At 69.7% G+C, this 25,523-nt stretch carries 24 protein-coding genes; 6 read left to right on the top strand and 18 right to left on the bottom strand.

Going from position 1 to position 25,523, the window contains the following annotated elements:
• Nucleotides 1-741: 741 nt before the first annotated feature.
• A complete protein-coding gene (locus AB0I72_RS18640; protein WP_358569891.1) occupies nt 742-2,043 on the top strand; it encodes an HD-GYP domain-containing protein in 1,302 nt (433 codons plus the stop codon).
• Nucleotides 2,043-3,383 (top strand): HD domain-containing phosphohydrolase, encoded by a 1,341-nt coding sequence (locus tag AB0I72_RS18635; protein ID WP_358569982.1) that lies wholly within the window; start codon nt 2,043-2,045, stop codon nt 3,381-3,383. Before AB0I72_RS18640 ends, AB0I72_RS18635 begins: the two co-directional genes overlap by 1 nt.
• A 13-nt stretch (nt 3,384-3,396) precedes the next feature.
• Here the strand turns inward: AB0I72_RS18635 and AB0I72_RS18630 are convergent, their stop codons facing one another.
• Nucleotides 3,397-4,137, bottom strand: a complete 741-nt coding sequence (locus tag AB0I72_RS18630; protein WP_075926201.1) for a GntR family transcriptional regulator — start codon at nt 4,135-4,137, stop codon at nt 3,397-3,399.
• A gap of 142 nt (nt 4,138-4,279) precedes the next feature.
• On the opposite strand from AB0I72_RS18630, the gene AB0I72_RS18625 reads away from it, so the two are divergent.
• Nucleotides 4,280-5,827, top strand: coding sequence for a histidine kinase N-terminal domain-containing protein (locus tag AB0I72_RS18625; RefSeq protein ID WP_358569888.1), 1,548 nt, complete (start codon nt 4,280-4,282; stop codon nt 5,825-5,827).
• Nucleotides 5,828-6,063: 236 nt separating this feature from the next.
• On the opposite strand, the gene AB0I72_RS18620 is transcribed toward AB0I72_RS18625, so the two are convergent.
• Both AB0I72_RS18620 and AB0I72_RS18615 read right to left on the bottom strand, forming a co-directional pair.
• The gene (locus AB0I72_RS18620) at nt 6,064-6,318 is read right to left on the bottom strand and encodes a WhiB family transcriptional regulator (protein WP_358569885.1); all 255 of its coding nucleotides are present in this window, start codon (nt 6,316-6,318) and stop codon (nt 6,064-6,066) included.
• A gap of 281 nt (nt 6,319-6,599) precedes the next feature.
• Nucleotides 6,600-7,532: a diacylglycerol kinase family protein gene (locus AB0I72_RS18615; RefSeq protein WP_358569882.1), complete on the bottom strand. Its 933-nt coding sequence runs from the start codon at nt 7,530-7,532 to the stop codon at nt 6,600-6,602.
• 149 nt (nt 7,533-7,681) lie between these two features.
• On the opposite strand from AB0I72_RS18615, the gene AB0I72_RS18610 reads away from it, so the two are divergent.
• Complete coding sequence (locus AB0I72_RS18610; protein WP_358569879.1) at nt 7,682-8,071, top strand: hypothetical protein; 390 nt, start codon at nt 7,682-7,684, stop codon at nt 8,069-8,071.
• Nucleotides 8,072-8,105: 34 nt separating this feature from the next.
• Here the strand turns inward: AB0I72_RS18610 and AB0I72_RS18605 are convergent, their stop codons facing one another.
• The 11 genes from AB0I72_RS18605 to AB0I72_RS18555 all read right to left on the bottom strand — a co-directional run bounded on the left by AB0I72_RS18605 (nt 8,106) and on the right by AB0I72_RS18555 (nt 16,997).
• Nucleotides 8,106-8,864: an RNA polymerase sigma factor SigF gene (locus AB0I72_RS18605; protein ID WP_051059085.1), complete on the bottom strand. Its 759-nt coding sequence runs from the start codon at nt 8,862-8,864 to the stop codon at nt 8,106-8,108.
• A gap of 41 nt (nt 8,865-8,905) precedes the next feature.
• The gene (locus AB0I72_RS18600; protein ID WP_358569876.1) at nt 8,906-9,331 is read right to left on the bottom strand and encodes an anti-sigma factor; all 426 of its coding nucleotides are present in this window, start codon (nt 9,329-9,331) and stop codon (nt 8,906-8,908) included.
• Between the two features lie 126 nt (nt 9,332-9,457).
• Nucleotides 9,458-9,949: a GNAT family N-acetyltransferase gene (locus AB0I72_RS18595; protein ID WP_358569873.1), complete on the bottom strand. Its 492-nt coding sequence runs from the start codon at nt 9,947-9,949 to the stop codon at nt 9,458-9,460.
• A 76-nt stretch (nt 9,950-10,025) separates the two neighbouring features.
• Nucleotides 10,026-10,616, bottom strand: a complete 591-nt coding sequence (locus AB0I72_RS18590) for a class I SAM-dependent methyltransferase (protein WP_358569870.1) — start codon at nt 10,614-10,616, stop codon at nt 10,026-10,028.
• Nucleotides 10,617-10,726: 110 nt separating this feature from the next.
• Nucleotides 10,727-10,918 carry a DUF397 domain-containing protein gene (locus AB0I72_RS18585; RefSeq protein WP_358569868.1) on the bottom strand — a complete coding sequence of 64 codons (192 nt, stop codon included), beginning with the start codon at nt 10,916-10,918 and terminating at the stop codon, nt 10,727-10,729.
• 238 nt (nt 10,919-11,156) lie between these two features.
• Complete coding sequence (locus AB0I72_RS18580; RefSeq protein ID WP_358569865.1) at nt 11,157-12,605, bottom strand: ASCH domain-containing protein; 1,449 nt, start codon at nt 12,603-12,605, stop codon at nt 11,157-11,159.
• Between the two features lie 4 nt (nt 12,606-12,609).
• The gene (locus AB0I72_RS18575; RefSeq protein WP_358569862.1) at nt 12,610-13,212 is read right to left on the bottom strand and encodes an ATP-binding protein; all 603 of its coding nucleotides are present in this window, start codon (nt 13,210-13,212) and stop codon (nt 12,610-12,612) included.
• Complete coding sequence (locus tag AB0I72_RS18570) at nt 13,209-14,123, bottom strand: hypothetical protein (protein WP_358569859.1); 915 nt, start codon at nt 14,121-14,123, stop codon at nt 13,209-13,211. The genes AB0I72_RS18575 and AB0I72_RS18570 overlap by 4 nt, the downstream gene beginning before the upstream one ends.
• A 213-nt stretch (nt 14,124-14,336) precedes the next feature.
• On the bottom strand, nt 14,337-15,110 hold the full coding sequence (locus AB0I72_RS18565; RefSeq protein ID WP_358569856.1) for an amino acid ABC transporter ATP-binding protein: 774 nt from the start codon (nt 15,108-15,110) through the stop codon (nt 14,337-14,339).
• Complete coding sequence (locus AB0I72_RS18560; RefSeq protein WP_358569854.1) at nt 15,110-16,072, bottom strand: amino acid ABC transporter permease; 963 nt, start codon at nt 16,070-16,072, stop codon at nt 15,110-15,112. Before AB0I72_RS18560 ends, AB0I72_RS18565 begins: the two co-directional genes overlap by 1 nt.
• Before the next feature lie 58 nt (nt 16,073-16,130).
• Nucleotides 16,131-16,997, bottom strand: coding sequence for an ABC transporter substrate-binding protein (locus AB0I72_RS18555; RefSeq protein ID WP_358569851.1), 867 nt, complete (start codon nt 16,995-16,997; stop codon nt 16,131-16,133).
• Nucleotides 16,998-17,386: 389 nt separating this feature from the next.
• On the opposite strand from AB0I72_RS18555, the gene AB0I72_RS18550 reads away from it, so the two are divergent.
• Complete coding sequence (locus tag AB0I72_RS18550) at nt 17,387-18,580, top strand: malic enzyme-like NAD(P)-binding protein (protein WP_358569848.1); 1,194 nt, start codon at nt 17,387-17,389, stop codon at nt 18,578-18,580.
• A 79-nt stretch (nt 18,581-18,659) separates the two neighbouring features.
• Here the strand turns inward: AB0I72_RS18550 and AB0I72_RS18545 are convergent, their stop codons facing one another.
• Nucleotides 18,660-19,712: a PadR family transcriptional regulator gene (locus AB0I72_RS18545; protein ID WP_358569845.1), complete on the bottom strand. Its 1,053-nt coding sequence runs from the start codon at nt 19,710-19,712 to the stop codon at nt 18,660-18,662.
• Nucleotides 19,713-20,564, bottom strand: coding sequence for a DUF4097 family beta strand repeat-containing protein (locus tag AB0I72_RS18540; RefSeq protein ID WP_358569842.1), 852 nt, complete (start codon nt 20,562-20,564; stop codon nt 19,713-19,715).
• Nucleotides 20,565-20,778: 214 nt separating this feature from the next.
• Here AB0I72_RS18540 and AB0I72_RS18535 point away from each other — a divergent pair, with 214 nt between their 5' ends.
• Complete coding sequence (locus AB0I72_RS18535) at nt 20,779-21,360, top strand: hypothetical protein (RefSeq protein WP_358569839.1); 582 nt, start codon at nt 20,779-20,781, stop codon at nt 21,358-21,360.
• A gap of 61 nt (nt 21,361-21,421) precedes the next feature.
• Here the strand turns inward: AB0I72_RS18535 and AB0I72_RS18530 are convergent, their stop codons facing one another.
• Both AB0I72_RS18530 and AB0I72_RS18525 read right to left on the bottom strand, forming a co-directional pair.
• Nucleotides 21,422-21,601: a DUF6104 family protein gene (locus AB0I72_RS18530; RefSeq protein ID WP_075926191.1), complete on the bottom strand. Its 180-nt coding sequence runs from the start codon at nt 21,599-21,601 to the stop codon at nt 21,422-21,424.
• 147 nt (nt 21,602-21,748) lie between these two features.
• Entirely contained in the window at nt 21,749-25,372 is a 3,624-nt protein-coding gene (locus tag AB0I72_RS18525; RefSeq protein WP_358569836.1) for a multifunctional oxoglutarate decarboxylase/oxoglutarate dehydrogenase thiamine pyrophosphate-binding subunit/dihydrolipoyllysine-residue succinyltransferase subunit, read from the bottom strand.
• Nucleotides 25,373-25,523: the final 151 nt, after the last annotated feature.

Below are 25,523 nucleotides of genomic sequence, written 5' to 3'. Positions count from 1 at the left end.
CCCGTGTCTTGAATTATCCCGCAATGTCGTCCTGCGCGTGGTCTGTTGGTGTTTGTGGGTATGTCGGGCCGGATTCCCCGTGTCTGCGCGGGTTTTGGTCACGCGACCGTCGGGGGTGGGGGTCGGCGGGCTTTCGACACGCCCGGCGCGCCCGGGCAGTTTCGCGTCGTGACCGACTCGGAATGATTTTTCCCGCGGTCGGATCCTCCCCTTCCGAGTGGTTACGATGAGTAGTCATAGCAGGTCGTCGCTGCTGTGCGAGTCGAGTGGGATCGACGTCCTCGTCGGATATTTCGCGTTGGCCACCCCTGGCGCCCGGTGACGCAGGGTTATCGTTGGTGATTACGAGTTGAATTAGTAATTCCATACTCCGGAAATAGCGAGTGCTGTGGCGGCGCGTGGTGTCGTCGGTTCGGGTTAGGGGTAATCGGGGAGCTGTGTTGGCCCGTTAAACTGGACGCCATATCCAACGAATGGGGCAATTCGCGCCGCGTGTCCAGGGAAATGGACGGCGTGCGGCGTCGGGGGAGAGGGGACCACCGTGTTCATCAGCATGCTGCACGTGATGATGGTCGTTCTTTGGTCGGTATCCGCCTTCGCTGGATGGTCCTGGTGGTAGAACGGAACCGGTGAAATCATGACAGTCCGGTCGTCGTCGGCGGGGGGTGAACGGGGGTGCGGGCTCTTCCTGGGGGCGCGCGTGTCTACGTCGGAATCATCGTTGTCAGTGCTGTCACCATCGTGCTGGTCGGGCCGTATTCGGGCATCAACCTGAAGACCCTGGTCCTCGTGGCCGTGCTTTTCGTGGTCGCGGAGTCGATCAGCACCATCGTCGTCTCCAACGGCAAGATGGGGATGTCGCCGAGCTCGGCGGTGTCACTGGCCGCGGTCGTTCTGGTGGGACCCGTCGGGGCGGCGGTCGTCGGTTTCGCCTCCTGCCTGACCATCCGCAAGCAGATCCTGGTCAAACGGGCGTTCAACGGCTCGCAGTTCGCCCTGGCCGCCTACGCGGCGGGCCACGTCTACCTGCTGTGCGGCGGCACCGTCGGCGAGCCGGTGCGCGAGGACTTCCCCATGGTCCTGCTGCCCTACGTGGCGGCCGTGCTCACCCACACCGTGGTCAACTCCGCGCTCGTCGCCGTCCTGATGTGGACGCTCGGCGCGGTCCAGGCCCGACGCAAGCGGCCGATCCACTGGCGACCGCTGGCCGCGGTGGAACTGTCCTCGATCGGCTACCAGATGCTCGGCCTGGCCATCGCCGCCGTGTGGGGCGGGGTGGGGATCATCGCGCCGCTGCTGGTCCTGCTGCCGCTGTTCATCGCGCGCTGGACCTTCGCCCAGCAGGCCGACGAGGCCCGCGCCCACGAGGCCACGCTCGCCACGCTCTGCCAGGCGGTCGAGACCAAGGACTACTACACCCGCGGCCACTGCATGCGCGTCGCCGAGGGCTCCGCCATGATCGCGCGCGAACTGGGTATGCCCGCCGAACGGGTGCAGAAGATCCGCTACGCCGGGATGCTGCACGACATCGGCAAGCTCGGGGTGCCCACCAAGGTGTTGCAGAAGACCGGGAAGCTCACCGACGAGGAGTACGCGGCGATCAAGCTGCACCCGACGCGCGGCTACGAGATCGTGCGCGAGATCAGCTTCCTCGACGAGGCCCTCGCCGGGATCCGCCACCACCACGAGCGCCTGGACGGGCGCGGCTACCCCATGGGGCTGGTGGGGATGGAGATCCCCGAGTCCGCCCGCATCATCACCGTGGCCGACGTGTTCGACTGCCTGACCTCCACGCGCTCCTACCGCAAGGCCTGGTCGGTGGAGGACGCCATCACCGAACTGCGGGCCTGCGTCGGAACCCAGTTCGACGGCCGCATGGTCGAGGCGCTCGTCCGGGCGGTCGAGCGCGAGGGCTGGAAGACCCCGGACGTCGCCGAGCCGCCCGGCGGCTGCTACGCGCGCGCCGACGCCGAGCCGGCCGCCGACGCCACGGGCACGCAGTCCGCTCCCGCCGAGGCGGTCACGGGCGGGCGTGACCGATGATGACGCAGCGGCAGTCCGACGAAGCTCCCTCGCCCAGACCCCCGCTCACCGGACCGGAGGGCGGGGCCCTGGGGCTCCCCCGGCGGAGGGGGCCGATCTGGCGCACCGCGCGCCCCATCCGCGCCGTGCTGGTCGTGGTGGCGGGGGCCGGCGCTCTGGCCGCGGTCGTGTGGACCGCCGCGCACGGGGCCGTCGACCCCTACGTCGCGCTCACGTTCTGCCTCGTCATCGCCGTCGGCGAACTGGCCCGCATCACCCTGCCCGGGCACCGGGAGGTCGCGCCGATCGCCTCCGCCGGGGCGATCAGCTACGCGTTCCTGGTCAGCCTCGGCAACGACCCCGTCGAGCACACCGCGCCCCAGGTCGTCGCCGTGGTCGGCCTCGGCCTGGCGCTGGGCGAGCTGCCGCACGTCGCGGTGGGGCGGAGCCCGCGCCTGGAGGACCTGGCCCGCCGGGTGCTGGACGTGATGCTCCTGGCGGCGGTGTTCCGGCCGCTGGTGACCGAGTTGTCGCTGTCGGAGCCCTCGGTACGCGTCACGCTGCTGATGACCTCGCTCGTGATGGCCGTCTGGCTCGTGGACGCCGCGTTGGCCGGGATGATGCGCGCCGAACGGCTGCGGACGAACCTGCTGGTCGCGGTGCGCGACGAGGTGCGCGCCCAGTTCGCCACGGGCGCGGCGATCGGCGCCAGCGGGGTGCTCATCGCGCTGGCCTGCACGGTCACCGGCCTGGTGGGGCTGCTCGTGTTCAGCGCCCCGCTGCTGGTCTCGCAGGTGGCCTTCCGGCGGCACGCGGAGGTGCGCCGCACCTATCTGGAGACCGTGCGGGCGCTGTCGCGGGTCACCGAGGTCGGCGGCTACGTGGAGAACGGGCACTCGCGCCGGGTCAGCCACCTGGCCCACGGGATCGCCTGCGAACTGGGCTTCTCCGAGGACCAGCTGCTGGAGCTGGAGTACGCCGCGCTCATGCACGACATCGGCCAGCTCTCGCTGCGCGAACCCATCGCGGGCGGGGCGACCGTGCTCGCCTCGCCCCGGGAGCAGCGGCGGATCGCCGAACTGGGGTCGGCCATCATCCGCGAGACCGGGGTCCTCGACAACGTCGCCGAGGTCGTCCGCCGCCAGTGCGAGCCGCTGGCCGGCGACGGGGACGAGGGCGTGCCGCCGCTCGGCAGCCGGATCATCAAGGTCGCCAACGCCTTCGACGACCTCGTCGGGGAGAACGGAGACGAGGAGCGCCGGGCCGCCGTGCTGGAGCGCCTGCGCATGGACACCGACAGCGAGTACGACCCCAGGGTCGTCGACGCGCTCGCCACCGTGCTCGCCCGCACGCGGGGGTGAGGGGCGGTCGGGGTCAGTCCGTCGGGGGGCGCAGGCGCGTGACGAACTTGTACCGGTCGCCGCGGTACAGCGAGCGCACCCACTCCACCGGGTGGCCATCGGCGTCGAAGCTGTGCTGGCAGTGCAGGACCAGCGGCAGACCCACGTCCACCCCCAGCAGCCGCGCCTCGTTGGGTGTGGCCAGAACCGTCTCGATCGACGCCTCCGCCTCCGCGAGGGACACGTCGTAGGCGCTCGCCAGAGCCTCGTAGAGCGACGCGTAGCGGTCGAGCTGACGGCGGAGTCCCGGGAAGCGCCGCGCGGCCAGATGCGCCGTCTCGACGGCCATCGGCTCGCCGTTGGCCAACCGGAGCCGCTCGATCCGCAGCACGCGACCGCCCGAACGGATCGCCAGCATCTCCGCCAGGTGGTCGTCGGCGTTGATGTAGCTGACGTCGAGGATCCGCGTGGCCGGGTGCAGGCCGTGCGCCCGCATCTCCTGCGTGTAGCTGGTCAGTTGGAGGATCTGCGCGACCTTCGGCTTGGCCACGAACGTGCCCTTGCCCTGGATCCGCAGGAGGCGGCCCTCGACCACCATCTCCGTCAGCGCCTGGCGCACCGTCGTCCGCGACGTCTCGAACTGCGTGGCCAGAGCGCGCTCGGGCGGGACCGGGTTGCCCGCGGGCATCGCCTCGATGAGCTCCAGCAGCTGCTTCTTCACCTGGTAGTACTTCGGCACCCTGGGGTTGCCGTCCAGTGTGCTCTGACCTGTCATCGGTGTCCTCCCACGCGTCCCGCTCCGTCCACACACCCCTCCGGTGTGGTCGGCGCGGCGGGCCTGCGGCCGCCGACTGGTGTGGACCACTGGTCGAGTGCGTACCTCTTGAGTATGCACGCCTTCATGGGATGATTTGTGAGTGCCTCACCTCAGTGATCTCATCCGACGCCACACCTCGCTCAAGCAGGCGGACCTGGAGTGGATCCACTCCCTGGTCTCGGACTGGCAGCTGCTCGCGGACCTGTCGTTCGCCGACCTCGTCCTGTGGGTGCGGTTGCGGGACGACGACGGCTGGGTGGCGGTCGCCCAGATGCGGCCGACGACGGGGCCCACGGCCTTCCAGGACGACCTCGTCGAGACGGTGCTGCTCGACGACATGACCGACGTGACCTCGCGCTCGGCCCCCCGGGTGATCGGGCGCCGCGCCCTCGTCGACCGCGCCTGGGCCGAGGGGCGGATCTGCCGGGACGGCGACCCCGACTGGTCGGGCGGCGTCCCCGTGCGCGAGGAGACCATCCCCGTGCGCCGCGCGGGCCGGCTCATCGGTGTGATCCAGCGCAGCACGAACCTCAGCTCCGCGCGCACCCCCAGCCGCCTGGAGCTGACCTACCTCCAGAGCGCCGGGGACCTGGCGCAGATGATCGCCGAGGGCGCGTTCCCGTTCAGCGACCAGGGGCCGCTCATGGTGCGCTCGCCCCGGGTCGGCGACGGTCTGCTGCGGCTCGACCAGAACGGCGAGGTGGTCTACGCCAGCCCGAACGCCCTGTCGGCCTACCGGCGGCTGGGCCTGGCCGCCGACCTGGTGGGCGCCCGCCTGGACCGCACGACGCTGGAGCTGGCCGCGCAGGGGGAGGCCCGCGACGAGGCCCTCACCTACACCGCGAGCGGCCGGGCGCCGCAGGAGGCCGAGGTGGAGGCGCGCGGCGTCACCGTCCAGCTGCGCGCCATACCGCTGATCATCGACGGCGTGCGGATCGGCGCCCTGGTCATGGTCCGCGACGTCACCGAGCTGCGGCGGCGCGAGCGCGAGCTGATGACCAAGGACGCGACCATCCGGGAGATCCACCACCGGGTGAAGAACAACCTCCAGACGGTGGCGGCGCTGCTGCGGTTGCAGGCCCGGCGGCTGGACGTGCCCGAGGCGCGCGCGGCGCTGGACGAGGCGGTCGGGCGCGTGGGGTCGATCGCGATCGTGCACGAGATGCTGTCGCACACGCCCGACGAGGTGGTGGACTTCGACGACATCGCCGACCGCGTCATGCAGATGGCCGCCGAGGTCTCCTCGACCGGGAGCACGGTGGTGCCGCGCCGGGAGGGCGGATTCGGACTGCTGTCGGCGCTGGTGGCCACACCGCTGTCCATGGTCCTGGCCGAACTGGTGCAGAACGCGGTCGAGCACGGCCTGGGGCAGGGGCCCGGGGAGATCGTGGTGCGGGTCCGCCGGTTCGACGCCGTGCCCGGCCACCCGAGGGCGAGCAGCCTGGAACTGGCGGTCTGCGACAGCGGCGGGGGGCTGCCGGAGGACTTCGACCTGGAGGGGACGACGAGCCTGGGGCTCCAGATCGTGCGCACGCTCATCGTGGGCGAGCTGGGCGGGACGCTGGCGATCAAGCCCCGGGACGACGGCGGGACCGAGGTGGCGATCAGCCTGCCCCTGGAACAGGAGGAGGGGGAGCTGCGGCCGTAGGGCGGCGCACGCTCGCGGCGCTCTCCGCGTACCCGTCCGCCGTCGGCACCCGGAGTCGACCCCCTGGCGGCCGTTCCGGGAACGGGTCCCCGGGCCGTCCGTCGGGGGAGGGGCGACGGGGAGGCGTCCCGGTGTCCCCGTCGCGTCGTCGGAGGCGCTCGGGGGGTCGGCGGGTCGCGTTCCGCGACGGAGGGGCAGCGGCGCGCCACCGCTGCGTTCCCGTCGGGGGGATGGTGCTAGCTGCGGACCATCGGGCGGCGCACGGTGCCGCGGCCCCGCATCAGGCGGCGCTCGTCCTCGCTCGTGCCGCCCCAGACACCGCCGTCCTGGCCGCTCTCCAGCGCCCACTTCAGACACGCGGAGCTGACCGGGCAGCGCTGACAGACCGCCTTGGCTTCCTCGATCTGGATCAGTGCGGGGCCGAAGTTGCCGATGGGGAAGAAGAGCTCGGGGTCTTCGTCACGGCAGGCTGCTTCATGGCGCCAGTCCATGCGGTCCACTCCTCACAGTGAGGCGATCGGGGGTTGTGAACATTTTCACGATCGTGCGCGGGGCACCCAGTGGATGGTTTCCACCGGAGGGTCAGGGCCGAGACGGTCAGGTTTCACCCCACGGCCATGTGGGAGGCGCCCCTATTAACTCGCCCGTAACTCATGGCGATAACTTGAGCGTGACAGGCTTGAAGGGCCGGTGCAAGAGCTCTCGGGGCCAAAGGTCCTGATCGGCGTGTCGGGTGCGTCACAGTCGGCGTGAATGGTGCCTTTCCGGCCAATTAACAGATGATTCGTAATGCCTTCGGTACCGAGTGGAAGTTGACCCGTTCGCGCTCTCCCAGGTACTCCCCGTCGATTTGGAAAGCCCGGGGGTGGGTGGACGAGATCTCGAGTGAGTCCAGGTCGTGCCAGGTGAGGTACCCGTCGCCGATGGCCGGGAGACCCTTGGGAAAGAACATCTGCGAAAGTACCCACCCGGTGAGCGGGTGCGAGGAGTTGGTCAGCGCGAAAGCGTCCAACCCCAGCTCGAAACGGGACGAGGGCGTCGGCTGGAGGGGCAGTGACCCGGCGTAGGTCCACGGCGTGGTGTTGGTGACGAGGGCGAAATAGACCCCGTCCCGGGGCGGCCCGCCGGCGGACACGCGCAGTGACGGATCCCGGATATCCCCGCGGAAGAACAGCTTTACCGCGACTTCCGCGTACAGGGCGGGCGTGGCCCTGCGCCCCTGGGCGCGCGCGTGTTCGACCTGCTGGACGACGTCGGCGTCCCATCCGAAACCGGCGCAGAACGTGAAGTACCGGTCGTCCTCGTCGCTCGTGATCCGGCCCAGGTTGATCTCGCGCTCCCGGCCCGCGCGGATCGCCTCCAGCACCGCGCTGGTCGCCTCGACGGGGTCGCCGGGCACGCCCAGCGAGCGGATGAAGACGTTGGCGCTGCCGCCGGGGATCACGGCGTAGCGGGGGCGCGGCAGGTGGTCCGGGGTCGCCAGGAGCCCGTTGACCACCTCGTTGACCGTGCCGTCACCGCCCAGGCTGAGCACCAGCTCGAACCCGTCCGCCGCGGCCTTGCGGGCCAGCTCGCTGGCGTGGTCGCGGTAGGCGGTCTCGGCGACGGTGACGTCCAGCTCCGAGGCCAGGGCGCCGACGATCACCTCACGGGTACGTGACGTGGTCGTGGTCGCCTGGGGGTTCACGATGAAAAGGGCGCGCACGCCCTCAGTCTAGGCGCTGCCGAACCGCGAGACCCGGGGCGTGCGGCCCGGTGTGGCGGGGCACACGGCCACCGTGGGCCGGAGGAGACGGTGTGACCTGGGCGGGGACCCGGGCGGAGCGATCGGCCGGTCGCGTATAGGCTCGACGGGTGTCCACACGTCCCGTCACCATCGTCGTCGCCGCCGCGCTGGAGGCCCTGATCGGGCTCGCCGCCGCCGTCGGCGGCCTCTACAGCCTCGTCACGGCGGTCACCGGTCAGGCCGCGTCGGTCACCTCGGCGATTCCGCTGGCCGTCCTCGGACTCGGCGCGGGCGCGGTCATGGTGTTCGTCGCGCGCGGTCTGTGGCGGCTGCGCGACTGGGCCCGCACGCCCGTGGTGGTCACGCAGCTGTTCCTCGCGGTGGTCGCCTACTACATGTTCACCAGCGACCAGTACGCGATCGGCGGGGTCCTGGTCGCGGTGGCCCTGTGCGCGGCCGGGGCGGTCCTGGCGCCGCCGACGACCGCGGCGCTCTTCCCCCCGCAGGAGAGGAAGTAGCCCCGCGGCCGCCGGTGGCCGGCCCCCGGGCCGGTCAGTCGTCCGTGGTCAGTGCCTGGCGCAGCTGGGCCAGCGTGCGCGCCAGCAGACGCGACACGTGCATCTGGGAGATCCCCAGCTCCTGGGCGATCTGCGACTGCGTCATGTTGCCGAAGAAGCGCAGCAGCAGGATGCGCTTCTCCCGTGGGGGAAGTTGTTCCAGCAGTGGTTTGAGCGACTCGCGGTACTCGACGCCCTCCAGGGACTCGTCGACGATCCCCAGGGAGTCGGCCACCGCGGGGGCGTCCTCGTCGCCGCTGTCGGGCGCGTCCAGCGACACGGTCGAGTAGGCGTTGGCGGACTCCAGGCCCTCCAACACCTCCTCCTCGGTCATCTGGAGGTGCGCCGCGAGCTCGGCGACGGTCGGCGAGCGTCCCTCCCGCTGCGACAGGTCGCTCACCGCCTTGGTCAGCGAGAGCTTGAGCTCCTGGAGGCGGCGGGGCACCCGCACCGCCCAGCCCTTGTCGCGGAAGTGCCGCTTGATCTCGCCGACGATGGTCGGTGTGGCGTAGGTGGAGAACTCCACCCCGCGCTCCAGATCGAACCGGTCGATGGACTTGATCAGCCCGATCGTCGCCACCTGCGTCAGGTCGTCGAGCCACTCGCCGCGGTTGCGGAACCGCCGGGCCAGGTACTCGACCAGGGGCAGGTGGAGCTCCACCAACTCGTCACGGATCCGACGGCGCTCCTCGGAGTCCGCGTCGAGTTCGTTCAGGCGCTCGAACAACTCTCTCGCGCGAGCCCGATCGGGCACCGCGTGCTCGGTCTTCGCTGTCAGAGCGGGCCCCCTTTCGCTCACGCGGACTCCAGCGTGCCGCGACGCTTGTACAGGACGATGTGGACGCGGTCGTCCGCTCCGACGCCCGCGTCGACCTCGCCCGCCAGGGCGGACAGGACGGTCCAGGCGAAGGTGTCACGCGCCGGGAGGCGGCCGTCGGCGGTCAGCACCGACACGCAGATGCGCATGCCCTCGGGCGTGAGTTCGAACTCCGTGGTCAGTTCCGTGCCGGGCAGCGCCTGGGACAGGAGCATGGCGCAGGCCTCGTCGACCCCGATGCGCAGATCCTCGATCTCGTCGAGGGTGAAGTCGAGGCGCGCGGCCAGACCCGCCGTCGCCGTCCGCAAGACGGACAGATAGGCGCTGTCCGCGGGCATGTTGACGGTGACAGCGTCCCGGACGCCGATGGCGTCGGCCGTGGGCACAGCGGTTTCTTCGGTCACGTCCCTCCTTCGGGGGGCGAGGTTGCCGCTTGAATGCAATGTATCTCGTTTCACCCTGCCACTGCCGCAGGGAAGTGAGATCGTGTCCGCCCGATCCGGTACGAACGTGAGACGAACGGCGGTTTCTCAGTCGTTCTGGGAGCCCAGCGCGTGCAGCGCGTCGCCGTCCAGACGGCGGACCGTCCACCCGTCCATCGGCGTGGATCCGAGTGCGGCGTAGAAGTCGATGGCGGGCGTGTTCCAGTCCAGGACCGACCACTCCAGACGGGTGTAGCCGCGTTCCACGCAGATCTCCGCGAGCCTCCTGAGCAGCGCCAGGCCGTAGCCGTGGCCGCGCAGGTGCGGGCGGACGTAGAGGTCCTCCAGGTACACGCCGTGTTTGCCGGTCCAGGTGGAGAAGTTGAGGAACCACAGGGCGATCCCCGCGGGCTCCACCTCCCCGTCCTCCCCGACGTGCTCGGCGACGTGGCCGTACACGGCGGCCTCCGGGCCGAAGAGGGCGGTGCGGATGTCCTCCTCCGTGGCGGTGGCCGACTCCGGCTCCTTCTCGTACTCGGCGAGCTCCCCGATCATCCGGTGGATGAAGGGAACGTCGTCGGGGCGGGCTAGCCGGATCATCGGATCACCTCGGTCGGGGGAGGAATCGAACCGTTCCAGCCTATGCGCAGGGCGGGGCGCTCCCGCGGGGTGCGGGTCAGGTGGGGCGGTGGGCGACCATCCGTTCCACCAGACCGAACAGGAGGCGGTCGTGGTGGCCGACCTCGAAGCCGACCTCCAGCGCGACCTCCCGGGGGAGTCGGCGCGGATGCTCGCGCCGGGCCTCCACCAGGCGGGCGGGGAAGCGGGCGTACTCGATGCGGTCGGCCAACAGGAGCCTCCCGCCCGGGACCAGGACGCGGAACATCTCCGCCAGGGCGGCGCGCCGGTCGGGCGCCGACCCGAGCGCGAGGATGGAGACGACGGTGTCGAAGCACGCGTCGGGGAACTCCAGCCGACCCGCGTCGCCCTCGGCCAGGTGGACCGGGCGGCCCAGTGCGTCGGCGCGCTCCCGGGTCCTGGCCAGGGCCTCCGGGTTCGGGTCGATCCCCGTGAGGTGGATCTGGGGAGGATAGTGGCGAAGGTTGCGGCCGGTGCCGATCGCCACCTCCAGGGTGCGGCCGCGCGCCCCGGCGCACAGGATCTCGCGGGTACGGCGGAGGGCGGGACCCTGGAGGGCCCGGCCGAGGTCGTCCAGGGTCGATCTGCGGTTCCAGGTGCTGCGTTCGCGCTCGGTGCGCGGGTTCATGTCCTCCCCCGAAGGCCGTGTGGGTGCCCCTGCGTCACGACTCTCGTGGCGCGGCGTCGCCGGGTCAAGCTCGGGGGAGGGTGTTTCCTCGCCCGATGCGGCCAGGTCGGTCATCCGTCACGCCTCGTGCCGGAGGGTATGGACGAGCGCCGACATTCCGCCGAGGGGAAGGAGAGCGGATCGAGGTGCCGGTTCCGGGTGTCGCGGACCGCTGTGCTGCCGGGCAGGTCCGCGACCTCGACGCAGTCGCTTCGGTCGCTGTAGCTGGAGGTGCGGAAGTTCGGGTTCGTGGCGGGGTGCATGGGCGCCTTCCTGCTCGGTGCTCTGCTGCCCCTCTACCCGCCATGGGGCTTCCGATGACGCTCCAGCCCCAACTGTCCCGATCCGGCCATGGCGTCGACAGTCTGGGCGACGGGCCACCCGGGCGCTGGACTCGGCGCGGGAATGGGTAAGGGAGCCCGGCAGATACCCGCTCAGGATCGCTCGCGGCAGTGCGACGCCACAGCGTGTTCACAGCCGGAGGACAATCGCCGTCTCGCGCTACGGGTCGACGAGCTCGATCCCGATCGCGACCACGCCCAAGGCTTCGCGCTCGGGCGGATAGATCTCCCGGATGTTGCGAAGCTGGTCCTCGCGCGATGCCGTGGGGTTGACCGACGAGACCGGCTCGTGCTCGAACATCTCGTCGAAGTCCCTGTAGCGGGCAAGGCGCGTGATCCGGGTGAGCACTTCCTCGTCGCGGCATGTGAACCGGAGGAGGTCGCCTTCCTTCAAGCGCCTGCGCGACGAGTCGTTGACCCTGATCTCGGTCGTCTTTCTGCCCGAGGCGATCAGGTCGAAGTACCTCTTGTAGATGCCCATCTCGTGTGCGCGGGGGCGCTGGTCGAGGTCGGAGGGGCGGGAGTTCATCAGTCGGCCCAGTTCCTTGACGGTGAAGCTTCGGAAGAAGTGCTTCGGATCGGTGAGCAGTTCGCCGATGAGCCACAGCAGCGCGTCGACGTAGTGGTCGGTACTACCCGGCCATGTGGTCGTGTCGAGCATCCACGATTCAACGTCGGTCGGCAACGCATCCGCTCCGCGGTCGCGCAACAGGGACTTGGTCAGCTTCGCGCCCGTGGGAGCGAGAACCTGCGGCGTGAAGATGCGCAGTGGCATACGAGCGCCGGGAGTGTCCAGGACTCCGAGGGCGCCGTCGACGAGCTGTGAGCCGAACGCCCAGTCACCGCCCTTGAGCATCACGCGCAACGTGGTGTCGTCGCGTACGAGCAATCGCTCCTTGACCAGATTCCGGTAGAGGGTGGCCAAGTCGATGTAAGTGTCGTTCTCAGGGTCGACGTCGATCTCGTAGTCGCCGTGGTCGAGGCAGATGGCGGAGAAGCGAGCACCGTCCTCGTCAAGGTGCACGAGCTTGGTCCGGTCGGCGCGTTTCTCGGCCCACCCGCATCCGGGGCAGGGAAGGCGGACGTGTACGACCCCATGTGAGGGCGCCATCCACCATCGGATTTCGTCGAGCCGCTCCAAGCTACGGAGGAACTCGGCGCGAAACGCCGGGGTCGACTGTTGGTCGGTGTAGGTCTCCAACGCGTAATCCGTCGCCGTGGCCTCGGAGAGGGAATCGAAGAACGCCTGGTAGTACCGGCTGATCAGCTCGTCGACCCCGGCTTTGCCCAGGGTGTGAAAGTACGTGGCCTGGTAGGCGTGGTGGGTCTCGGGGTCGAGGATGACCTCGTATGGGGCGTTGTCGAGCGCGCCGAAGCGTACCGAGGTCTCGACGGGGAACTCGCGCCGGGCGATCTTCGCGAGTAGGAACGCTGTCGTTTGAACCATGTTGGTGCCCAGGTGCGGGGCGCCGTTGATCTGGGTCCCGACGACGAACTCGATGTGCTTGGGCCGCATGGCGTGTACACGGGGGCGCAACATGTCGATGGAGCGCAGGAGGGCGTTGGCGAGAATCGAGTTGGGTGAGATCAGCAGGGGGGTGGCCGACACGATGTCACCTCTGAGGTTTGGGTATGCGCACGTTGTTGAGGATGAAGTCGACCCGGTGCTCGGCCGACTCGGCGGGCACGAAGACGGGTTCGTAACCGGCGTCGTAGTAGCCCTGAACGATCAGCTCGTGCACGCGTCTGATTTCGCGTTCCTTCGCCCACACGATGTCGTCGGGGTCTTCGAAGGTGTCGAGGGGGTCGAGCACGAACACCACGTCGTAGCGGTAGACGCGGTTGGCCTCTTCGAGTTGGGGGGTCGGTGGCAGGCCGAAGAAGCGTTCCCAGCCGTAGGAATCCGGGATGCCGCGGTTGTAGAAGCGGAACCCGTGCTTGTGGCCTTCGAATTCGACGATGAACGCGTCGAGCACTTCGGCCGCGAACTCCCGTCGGTCTTCGGCGTGTAGGTGTCGGCCGAGGCGTTGGCGGTGTTTGCGGTAGATCGCACGCCCGGGCTCGGCTTCCATGCACGGGATGTTGTGCCTGAGCAGCTCGGCTATGACGTCGTCCTTGCCGGCCGAGGGTCCGCCGGTGATGACGAATCGTCGCGGTGGGTGGGTCTTGGCGGCCTCGATCGCTGCGGCGAGCAGGTCGTTCTGGGAAGTGGTCATGATGTCGTGTCCTTGTCGGTGGTGCTGCGCCGGTCGAGCCAGGGGGCCGACCAGATGTTGTCCAGGGCGACCTGGGCGCGAATAGCGGCGACGAAGCCGTCGCGGTCGCGGTGGTCGCGGGCAGCGAGGGTGAGCTTGTCGACGTCGTCGGTGCTCAGGGGCGGCGTCCATCCGGCGAGCGCGAGCAGGTCGTCAGGGGTCGCCTCGGCGAGCGCGCCGAATCCTCCGGACGGGTAGGCGTCGAAGTAGTCGTCGATGTCGGCGCGGAGGACGCCGTACCGCCATGCCGCGGTGATGGCTTGTCGGCTGATCTGCTGGAAGTCGGCGTCCATGGCTGTCATCCGGTCGAGAGTGAGCAGCTCGGCGCGAAGGGCGTAGATCGACGCCCACACGTGTGAGAGTTGGCTCTCGTGCTCGGCCAGTTCCCAGGCGAACACGTCGTCGGGCAGGCTCGGCATGGTCTTCGGCGCCCGGGTGAGTCGCGGTGCCGCGGCTGGCGTCGCGCGGAATTGTTCGGAGTCCTGCCACAGCATCCACGCAAGCCGCTCGATGAGCTTGGGCTCGACGCGTTTACGGAAGTGATCGACGTCGTGCCCGCAGACCTTCGCTGCGGCTTCGCGCCGCCTGGTGAGTGTGGTCCCGGGCTCACCAGGCGGAAGGCCGAACAGGGCGCGTACCGCCTCGGCATAGCGGGCGTCGTCGAAGCGTGCAAGCAAGCCGCGAAGCACCGTGTTCAGCGCGGCGGTGCGGGATGCGGTGTCGGCTGGGTCGGTCGCGCGCACTAGGACGGCGCGTAACGACAACAGGTAGGGATTGGTCAGGCTCGGGGGTACGGGAAGCCCCTTACGCAGGATCGACGCCAACGACGAGCGCAACAGGTCGTCGTCTTGGTCGGGAGGCTGCTGATGCATGTGACCAGTGAAACACGATGCCCAGAAAATGCCCAGTGCCTGTGCCCAGAAAATGCCCAGCCCACGAGAGGGCAGCAGAACGGGGCGCCAGTCGGTGACCGGCACCCCGTGGGGGGCGCTCCGCGCCGCGTTGGTTCTCCTCGCAACCGAGACGTCAATGCCAAGCGTGCTGGGATGACAGAGGTCGTGTGGCTCCGGGCCGCACGACCGGTTTCACAGCACCTTGGACAGGAACGCCTGGGTCCGCTCGTGCCGGGGGTTGCTCAGCACGTCCTTCGGGGAACCCGACTCGACCACCACGCCCTCGTCCATGAAGACCAGGGAGTCGCCCACCTCCCGGGCGAAGCCCATCTCGTGCGTCACCACGACCATGGTCATCCCGCCCCGCGCGAGGTCCCGCATCACGTCGAGGACCTCGCCGACGAGCTCCGGGTCCAGGGCGCTGGTGGGCTCGTCGAACAGCATCAGCGACGGCTGCATGGCCAGCGCCCGCGCGATCGCCACCCGCTGCTGCTGACCGCCGGACAGCTGCTCGGGGTAGGCGCCGGCCTTGTCCGGCAGCCCGACCTTCTCCAGCAGCTCCATCGCGGTCTCGGTCGCGACCGCCTTGGGCACCCGCTTGACCTGCACGGGCGCCTCGATGACGTTGCCCAGCACGCTCAGGTGCGGGAACAGGTTGAACCGCTGGAACACCATCCCGATGTCGCTGCGCTGGGCGGCGATCTCGTGGTCGCGCAGCTCGTGGAGCTTGCCGCCCTTCTGCCGGTACCCCATGAGCTCGCCGTTGACCCAGAGCCGCCCGGCGGACAGCTTCTCCAGGTGGTTGATGCAGCGGAGAAACGTGGACTTGCCGGAACCGGAGGGGCCGATGACGCACATGACCTCGCCCCGGTTGACGGTGAGGTCGATGCCGCGCAGGACCTCCAGCCGCCCGAACCGCTTGTGGACGTTCTCGGCGACGACGAGGGCGTCGTTCGTCTCGGTCATCAGTGCGCACCTCCGATGACGCGCCCGCGGAGTTCGCGCTGGCCCGGGTTGAACCTGCGCTCGATGAAGTACTGGCCGACCATCAGGACACTGGTGATCGCCAGGTACCACAGACACGCCGCGACCAGCATCGGGAAGATCTGGTAGCTGCGCGTCCCGATCGCCTGGAGCTGGTAGAACAGCTCGATCGTCACCGGCACGTAGGCGAGCAGAGCGGTGTCCTTGAGCATCGCGATGGTCTCGTTGCCGGTGGGCGGGATGACCACGCGCATGGCCTGGGGCAGGGTGATCCGCCACAGGACCTTGGCGCGGCTCATGCCCAGGGCCTGGGCGGCCTCGGTCTGGCCCTTGTCCACGGACTGGAGCCCGGCCCGGATGATCTCGGCCATGTAGGCGCCCTCGGAGAGGGACAGGGCGAGCAGACCGGCGGTGTAGCCGCTCAGGAGGGTGCGCGCGTCGATCTCGAAGAACCGGAGGTCGCCCTCCAGGCCGAACGCGGCCATGAGGTAGGCGTCGAACGGCACGCCCAGCTCGATGGTCGAGTACAGGATGGCCAGGTTGCCGAAGAGGACGGCCAGCACGAGGCGGGGCACGCCCCGGAAGAACCAGGTGTACAGCCACGAGACCGCCACCAGGACGGGGTTTCCGGACAGGCGCATGACCGCCAGCACGATCCCCAGGATGATGCCGATCGCCATCGACAGCAGCGTGGCGCTCAGGGTGACCCACACACCGCGCACGACCGGCTCGGAGAACATGTTCTCGAACATGAACGGCCAGTCGAAGGCGTCGTTCGTGACCAGCATGTGCACGAACATGGCGGCGAGGAGCAGGATGAAGCCCGCGGCCACCCACCGTTCCGGGTAGCGGACGGGGACGGCGGTGATGGGGCCGGCGGAGCGGTCCGGGTCCGGGGTTCGGACCTTCCTCGGACCGCCCGCCGGTTCGTTGGGTGAGGACACGTCTCGGTCTTTCACTCGGTGGAGCGGTCTGGTGCGGTTGCCGGGGTTGGGCCGTGCCCTAGAGGGACGGGTTGACCTCGGCGGTCTCGATCGCACCGGCCTCGATGCCCCACTCCGCGAGGATCTCGTCGTAGGTCCCGTTCTCCATGAGGGTGTTGAAGGCCGCCGCGAGGTCGTCGGCGAACTCCGTGTCGTCCTGGTGCACGACGATGCCGTAGGGGGCGGCGTCGTACTGCTCGCCGATGAACTCCAGGACGCCGTCGCCGGTCTGCTCCAGGGCGTAGGCCGAGGTGGGCATGTCGGCGAGCGAGGCGTCGTTGAGGCCGGAGACGACCGTCTCGGTGGCCTGCGGCTGGCTCTGGAACTTCTCGATGGTGACGGGTTCCTCGCCCGCGTCGACGCACGCCTGGCTGCGGGCCTCGATGTCCTCGTCGTGGACGGTGTTGGACTGCACGGCGATCCGCATACCGCAGGGGTTCTCCGGGTCGACGTCCTCCGGGTTGCCCGCCTGGGCGAACCACTGGGTGCCGGAGGAGAAGTAGCTGACCATGTTGACGGCCCCCATGCGCTCCTCGGTCACGGTGAAGGAGGAGGAACCGAGGCCGTACTCACCGCTCTGGACGCCGATGATGATGGAGTCGAACGTGGTGGGGACCCAGTCGGCCTCCATGCCCATCTCGGCCAGGGCGGCGTCGACGAGGTCGACGTTGAAGCCCCGGACGGTCTCGCCGTCGTCCTCCAGGAACTCACCGGGGGGGTAGGCGGCCTCGACACCGATGGTCACCGTGGTGGCCGCGTCGTCGGCGCCCGTGTCGGTGTCTCCGTCACCGCTGCCGCCGCTGCAGGCGGACAGGACCAGGATCCCGGCGAGGGAGAGGGCGCCGAACGCGGTGCGGCGTGCGTACTCGGGCGTGTGCGTGGCCATGATGGGGTCTCCTTCGAGCGCACGTCGTGCCTGGCCAGGGTCCGGGAAGGGGGCCCGATCGCCAGTTCCCAGGCAACATCCACGACATTCTGTACAAAAAGGGGGTACTGAGGTTCCGTCAATGGTGGCCACCCGCGATGTTCCTCCGGTCACCGTTGTGAGAGGATTGCGTAACGGGTGAACCCCGTGAGAGGCGGCCGCGCAGTACTCGCATAGGAGTCCGGCGAAGAACGACCCTCCCCGGAACGCACCTCCGGTCCGACGGGACCGGAGCCGAGGAGGCTCCCCTAGCACTCACACGTCTTCGCGCGCGGCCCCCGCCGCTACCAAGTCCGCCCTCGTCATGGCCGACGTCGGGCGTACACGCGAAACCTGAGGGGTTTGAGAAGTTGTCCACTGATGCGCATACCCACGAGACGCCCGAACGTCTGGATCAGGATCCCGCCTTCGCCCTGCACCGCGGCGGCAAGCTCCACGTGACCTCCTCCGTCGACGTCAACGACCAGGCGAGCCTGTCCCTCGCCTACACGCCCGGCGTCGCCCGCGTGTGCGACGCCATCGCCGAGACCCCGGAACTCGTCGAGACCTACACCTGGAAGAGCAACCTGGTCGCCGTCGTCACCGACGGCACCGCCGTCCTGGGGCTCGGCAACATCGGCCCCGAGGCGTCCCTGCCGGTCATGGAGGGCAAGTCGCTGCTGTTCAAGCAGTTCAGCGGTGTCGACTCCGTGCCGATCGCGCTGGCCTGCACCGACGTCGACGAGATCGTCGAGACCGTCGTGCGCATGGCCCCGTCCTTCGGCGGCATCAACCTGGAGGACATCTCCGCGCCGCGCTGCTTCGAGATCGAGCGCAAGCTGCGTGAGCGCCTGGACATCCCGGTCTTCCACGACGACCAGCACGGCACCGCCATCGTGGCCGTCGCCGCGCTCCGCAACGCCGCCCGCCTGACCGGCCGGACCCTCGGCGACCTGCGCGTGGTGGTCTCCGGCGCCGGAGCGGCCGGGGTCGCGGTCACCAAGATGCTCCTGGACGGCGGCATCGGCGACATCGCGGTGGCCGACTCCAAGGGCATGATCTACGAGGGCCGCGACGGCCTGACCCCGGTCAAGCAGGAGCTGGCCGCCCTCACCAACAAGGCGGGACTCCAGGGCTCGATCGAGAGCGCCCTGGAGGGCGCCGACGTCTTCATCGGCCTCTCCGCCGGTGAGGTGCCCGAGTCGGTCGTGGCCACGATGGCCGAGAACGCCATCGTCTTCGCGATGGCCAACCCGAACCCGGAGGTCCACCCGGACGTCGCGCGCAAGTACGCGAGCGTCGTCGCCACCGGGCGCAGTGACTTCCCGAACCAGATCAACAACGTCCTGGCCTTCCCCGGCGTGTTCCGGGGCGCGTTCGACGCGGGCGCCAGCGACGTCACCGAGAACATGAAGCAGGCCGCCGCCACCGCGCTGGCCGAGCTGGTCGGCGACGACCTGTCCGCCGACTACATCATCCCCGGCCCCTTCGACGAGCGGGTGGCCCCCGCCGTCGCGGCCGCCGTCGCCGCGCAGGCGCGCGAGGACGGCGTCGCCCGGAAGTAGGGCCGACCCGCACGACGGGTGGGGCCCGGAGCGCACGCCCCCGCGGCGTCTCCGGGCCCCACGTGCGTGCTCGGGGTTCCTACTCGTCCTTGCCCGGCTTCCGGCCGTCCTCGCCCGCGTCGGTCTCGGGGCCGTCCTGCTCGCTGACCGCGGTGCCCCAGGGGTCGGCGGCGGTCCCGCCGTCGACGGGCGGCATCGGCCGGGCCTCCGGCTCCTCCTCGGCGGGCTTCTCGGGACGGGGCTCCTCGGCCGCCGGTCCCTCGGGCGCGCCGGTGTCCTCGGCCTCCTTCTCGTGCTCCTCGCCCTCGGGGCGGTCGCACTGCGGGCCCCACCGGCGCATGTCGCGGCGGATCACCTCGACCGTGTCGTCGAGGATGCGCCGCAGGTCGGTGGCGGCCGCCTCGCCGACGTGGCCGGCCTCCCGGACGACGTCGCGGACCCGCTCGGAGAACTCGCGCAGGGCCTGGTCGAACTCCGGGGTGTGCGAGCGGTCCGAACCGCGGCCCCAGGCCGCGCCGAACGCGCCGCTGAACCCCTGGGCGAAGCGCTCCCACTCGCGGGCCCACGGGCCGCCCTCGCGACCGCGTTCCCGCTGGTCCTCGTCCTCGCTCCGCTCCTCGTCCGCCCTGGGCTCCTCGGCGGTCGCCCCCGCGGGCTCGCGCCCGTCCTTCGGCGCCTCGCGTTCCTCGGCTTCCTCGCGCTCCGCCTGGGGCGTTCCGGCACCGGCGGTCTCCGGGGACGGGCGGCGCGCGTCCCCGGCAGCGTACTTCAGCTCCTCGCGCAGGGAGCTGATGGTCGCGCGCACGTCCTGCTTGACCGCGCGGGCGACGTCGCGGACCGAGTCGGTGATCTCCCGTTCCAGGTCGTCCAGGTCACCGCTGCGGTCCCGCAGCTCCTGGCGTCCCTTGTCGGTGAGGCGGTAGACCTTGCGGCCGCCCTCCTCGGTGTGCGTGACCAGCCCCTCCTCCTCCAGACGGGCCAGGCGCGGGTAGATCGTGCCCGGGGAGGGCGAGTACACGCCCAGGAAGCGGTCACGCAGGAGGCTGATGATCTCGTAGCCGTGGCGCGGGCTCTCGTCCAGCAGTTTGAGCAGGTAGAGCCGGAGTCTGCCGTGGCCGAAGATGGTGCTCATTCAGACCCCCTCGGGGATCGCGGCGGGCGTGGCGGGCGCGCGGCGCAGCAGCGCGGTGCGGGCCGACACGGTGTTGGTGGTGATGGCGGCCGGGTCGACGCCGGGGCCGATCTTGCCGCTGAGCACGTTGCGCGCCGGGGCACTGCGTCGATCCAGGGAGAAGTCGGTGTCCAGGGCGCCGGTGACGGACCGCATCTCGACGTTCGCGGAGGTCTCGGCGGGCACGCGCAGGGCGATCTCACCGGACACGGAGTTGAGCCGGACCCGTCCGGAGGGGGACAGGTCGGTGTCCGCGAGGATCTGTCCGGACGCGGTCTTGGCGCTGAAGTCCGACAGGCGTCCGCCCGCGACGGCGAGCTGGCCGCTGACGCTGTTGAAGGTCAGGGACCCGGACGGGTTGCGGACCGAGGCCTGGCTGTTGGCGGTGGTGATGTCGGTCGCGCCGGAGGCGTCGTCGAGGGTGATCTCGCCGGACGCGGTCCGGATGCTCGTGCGGGCCCCCAGTCCGGCGGCCACGACGGGCGCGCTGACCGTGTTGACCTCCACCGGGCAGTCCTTCGGGATGCGCAGGTTCACGGTGGCCTTGCGGCTGCCCATGCTCTTGTAGCTGTTGAGCTGGATGGGACGGAGGCGGTCGAGGAGACCCTGGCTGGTGAGGTCCTCGTAGTGGATGGTGAGGATCCCGGCCTCCTGGGTCACCAGGACGGGTTCGCCGACGATGTCGGTGACCTCGAAGGTGACCGGGTCGTCGGTCGGGAGGATGTTGACGTGACCGCCGATGATCCTGACCTTCAACGCGACGATGCCGTCGAGTGTGTGGGTCATCGGCTTGTCGATGGTCCAACGTGCCATCGTGCACCCTTTCGCTCGCTCGATGTCATCACGATATGTCGCGAGTGGGGGGAACTCAAGATATGTCGCGGAGATCGGGGGAGGTTCAGGGGAACGTCGGGGCTGACCCCGAGATCGTCTGGTGTCCGTTCTGTCACTTTTGGGCGGTTTACTCGGAGGGTTGCGCGGCGCCCGGCCCGCGCGGACGACGTTCCCTCCCTGGAGCCATCGAAGAATGCAGCATCCCCCGGACCCGGACCCGGTCCCCCTCGGGCAGGAGCCCTTCCAGATTCCGGCGCCGCCGCGGCCGCCGGGGCAGCCGCCCCTCGCGCCGCCGGTGCGGGCCGACCGCATGCCCCTCGCCCTGAGGTTCCTGCGCGTGCTGTGCGCCCTGCACGCGACCGTCACCCTGCTGACGGTCCTGATCGCGGTCCTCCTGCTCCTGAGCCTGGACAGCTCCCCCCAGATGAACGCGGAATGGTACGCCGAATGGGGCATGCCCGTTCCCCGGCTCTGGCTCTGGGTGGTGGGCTTCCTTCCGCTGGCCTTCCTCTACGTCCGCGCCGCGGCGCGACTCGGCCGGGGCGGCGGGTCCGCGCGCGGCGCCGTCCTCACCGCCCTGGCCCTCGACGCGGTCCTGGTGCTGGTCGACGTCACGGTGCTGACCGCCACCGATCCGCTCGTGGACGGCTGGGTGACCGCGGTGGTCTCCTGGAACGTCGGCCTCGTGGTCGGCCTGATCGTCCCGGGCTTCTACCTCCTGCTGGTGAGCCTGCGGTCCAGCCGTGACTGGCTGCGGGTGACCGACACCCGGTAGGCCGGACACGCGGAAGGGCCCGGGTCGCGATGACCCGGGCCCTTCCGCGTTCGTCACGGACCTACTCGTCGTCCTCGTCGTCCAACCGGGCCAGCCAGGTGGCCAGGCGGTCGACCGGCGTCTCGAACTCGGGGTTGACGTCGGTGAACGTCCTCAGCTGCTCGGCGAGCCAGGCGAAGCTGACCTCCTCGTCGCCGCGGCGGTTCTCCAACTCCTCGATTCCGCGATCGGTGTAGTACACGTCGCCTCGTCCGCTCCTTTCCGGCCTCGCAAGCTCGGCGCGGGGCTCGGGGCGCTGAGAACCGGATTCTTCGTCGTCGCCTTCGCCGGTCGCTCGTTCCTCGCTCGCGGCTCGGCTCCTCCTGCAGAACCCGGTACGCCCCTCGCACTAGTCGGCCGGCGGGAACACCGTGTCCACCAGGGCGCGCTGCTCGGCCTCGTGCCGCTTGGCCGAACCCGCCGCCGGGGCCGAGGAGGCCGGGCGCGAGATCCGGGTGAACGGACGGTCGAGCTGCTCGGAGAAGACCAGCGCCACGAACGGCCACGGGCCCATGTTCGCGGGCTCCTCCTGGACCCACAGGACCTCGCCCGCGTTCGGGTAGGCCTTGAGCTGCTCCCGGATCTCCTCGGTCGGCAGCGGGTAGAGCCGCTCCGCGCGGATGATCGCGGTGTGCTTGTCGCCGCTCTTGCGCCGGGCCGCGTCCAGGTCGTAGTAGATCTTGCCCGAGCACAGCACCACGCGGCGGACCTTCTCGGGGGCGATGGAGTCGTCCCCGATCAGCGGCCGGAAGTGGCCCGACGTGAAGTCGTCGGCGGCCGACGTGGCGGCCTTCAGCCGCAGCAGCGACTTCGGCGTGAAGACCACCAGCGGACGCTCCAGCTCCGACTTCGCCTGCCAGCGCAGCAGGTGGAAGTAGCTCGCCGGGGTGGTCGGCATGGCGACCGTCATGTTCTCCTGCGCGCACTGCTGGAGGAACCGCTCGATGCGGGCGGACGAGTGGTCCGGCCCCTGGCCCTCGTAGCCGTGCGGCAGCAGCAGGGTCACGCTGGAGCGCTGGCCCCACTTCTGCTCACCCGCGCTGATGTACTCGTCGATGACGGTCTGCGCGCCGTTGACGAAGTCACCGAACTGCGCCTCCCACATCACCAGAGCGTCCGGGCGGGTCAGCGAGTAGCCGTACTCGAAGCCCAGCGCCGCGTACTCGCTCAGCAGCGAGTCGTGCACGTGGAAGCGGGTGGTGCCGGAGTCGAACTGCTTGAGCGGCGTGTACGACTCACCGGTGTCGCGGTCCATCAGCGTGGCGTGCCGCTGGCCGAAGGTGCCGCGGCGGCTGTCCTGGCCGACGAGGCGCACGGTGTGGTCGTCCAGCAGCAGCGACCCGAAGGCCAGCAGCTCGCCGGTGGCCCAGTCGACCGCGTCGGACTCGACCGCCTGCGCGCGGCGGGCGATCTGCGGCGCCAGCCGCGGGTGCGGCGTGAAGTCCTCGGGCAGGTTGACCTGGGTGTCCATGACCCGCTTGACGGTCTCGGTGCTGATCCGGGTCTCGACCGCCGAGTGGTCCAGACGGCCCTCGGTGAACACCTCGGGCTTGACCACGGAGCCGGGCTCGATCGGCCGCCGCTCGACCTCGCGGGTCTCGGTGAAGGCGCGCTCCAGCTCGCTCTGGTAGTCGCGCAGGGCCGACTCGGCCTCCTCCACCGTGATGTCGCCGCGGCCGATGAGGGCCTCGGTGTACAGCTTGCGGGTGGAGCGCTTGGCGTCGATGACGTCGTACATCAGCGGCTGGGTGAACGCGGGGTTGTCGCCCTCGTTGTGCCCGCGGCGCCGGTAGCAGACCATGTCGATGACGACGTCCTTGTTGAACGCCTGCCGGTAGGCGAAGGCCAGGCGGGCGACCCGGACCACGGCCTCGGGGTCGTCCCCGTTGACGTGGAAGATCGGCGCCTGCACCATCCGCGCGACGTCGGTGGCGTACACGCTGGAACGGCTGTCCGACGGCGAGGTGGTGAAGCCCACCTGGTTGTTCACGATGATGTGCACCGTGCCGCCGGTGCGGTAGCCGCGCAGCTGGGACAGGTTCAGGGTCTCGGCGACCACGCCCTGGCCGGCGAATGCCGCGTCGCCGTGGATGAGGATCGGCAGCACCGTGAAGCCGTGCGGGCCCTTGTTGAGGAGGTCCTGCTTGGCGCGGACGATGCCCTCGGCGACCGGGTCGACCGTCTCCAGGTGGGACGGGTTGGCGGCCAGCGAGATGCGGATCCTGTCGCCGTCGCGGGTCTCGAAGAAGCCATCGGTGCCCAGGTGGTACTTGACGTCACCCGAACCGTGCGCGCTGCGCGGGTCCAGGTTGCCCTCGAACTCACCGAAGATCTGCCCGTAGGACTTGCCGCAGATGTTGGCGAGCACGTTGAGGCGGCCGCGGTGGGCCATGCCGATGACGACCTCGTCCAGCTCGGCCCGGGCGGCCTTGGAGATCACCCCGTCCAGCAGCGGGATCAGGGACTCGCCGCCCTCCAGGGAGAAGCGCTTCTGGCCCACGTACTTGGTCTGCAGGAAGGTCTCGAACGCCTCGGCGCTGTTGAGCCGGTGCAGGATGTGCAGCTGCTCGTCGCGGTCGAGCTTCTCGTGTTCGCGCTCGACGTGCGCCTGGATCCACTCCCGCTCCTCCGGGCTCTGGATGTGCATGTACTCGATACCCACCGTGCGGCAGTAGGTGTCGCGCAGCACGCCCAGCACGTCGCGGAGCTTCATGACCTGCTTGCCGCCGAAGCCCCCGGTGGGGAACGAGCGGTCCAGGTCCCACAGGGTCAGCCCGTGCTGGAGGACGTCCAGGTCGGGGTGGCGCCGCACGTCGTGGTCGAGCGGGTTGGTGGCCGCCATCAGGTGGCCGCGCACGCGGTAGGCGTGGATCAGCTCCTGGACCCGGGTGGTCTTGTCGAGCTGGGTGGCCGGGTTGACGTGGATGTCCTGGACCCAGCGGACCGGCTCGTAGGGGATGTGCAGGGAGCGGAAGATCTCGTCGTAGAAACCGTCCTCGCCCAGCAGCAGCTGGTGGATCCGGCGGAGGAACTCACCGGACTGCGCGCCCTGGATGATGCGGTGGTCGTAGGTGGACGTCAGCGTCATGACCTTGCTGATGCCCAGCTCGCTCAGGGTGTCCTGGGAGGCGCCCTGGAACTCGGCCGGGTACTCCATGGCGCCCACGCCGAGGATGGTGCCCTGGCCGGGCATCAGACGCGGCACGGAGTGCACGGTGCCGATGCCGCCGGGGTTGGTCAGGCTGATCGTGGTGCCCTGGAAGTCCGTTACGCCCAGCTTGTTGTTGCGGGCCTTACGGACCAGGTCCTCGTAGCCGCTCCAGAACTCGGTGAAGTCCATCTCGTCGGCGCCCTTGATGGAGGGCACGACCAGCTGGCGGGAGCCGTCCGGCTTCTGGAGGTCGATCGCCAGACCGAAGTTGACGTGCTCGGGCTTGGCCACACCGGGCTTGCCGTCGACCTCGACGTAGGAGTGGTTCATCTCCGGCATCGACCTGAGCGCCTTGACCATGGCGAAGCCGATGAGGTGGGTGAAGGAGACCTTCCCACCGCGCCCGCGGCGGAGATGGTTGTTGATGACGATGCGGTTGTCGAACAGGAGCTTGACCGGGACCGCGCGCACGCTGGTCGCGGTCGGCAGCGCCAGACTCGACTCCATGTTGGTCGCGGTCCGCGCGGGAGCACCGCGCAGACGCTCCTGCTTGACCTGGAGCGCATCGTCGCTCTTGGGTTCGGCGGCCTGGGGTGACTTCTTCGGCGCGGGGGCCGCGGGGGCCTTGCTCTGCTGGGCCTTCGCGGGCTTGGCGGCTCCTCCGCCCTTCGCGCCGGAATCCGCGGGCTTGTAGTCCGCGAAGAAGTTCCACCAGGCCTTGTCAACGGAGTTGGGGTCGGTCAGGTACTTCTGATAAAGCTCCTCGACCAACCACTCGTTGGGGCCGAAATCTGTCAGGGGTTGAGACGCCTCAGACGACACGGCGGAGATCGCCCACTTCCGCAGCTCGCTAGTGAATGTGTATGGAGACGGGTGGCTGCTGGCAAGGCGGGCTCAATGAACACGTGGGATCATCCCCGCGGTCCGGGGAGTATCTGACCTGGCCAGCACTCGTCCTGGTCCCAGGCTACTT

It is taken from the genome of Nocardiopsis sp. NPDC049922 (assembly GCF_040660275.1).
GTDB lineage: Bacteria > Actinomycetota > Actinomycetes > Streptosporangiales > Streptosporangiaceae > Nocardiopsis.
The sequence above is the reverse complement of the archived record's forward strand: the minus strand, read 5'-3'. Positions and strand labels throughout refer to the sequence as shown.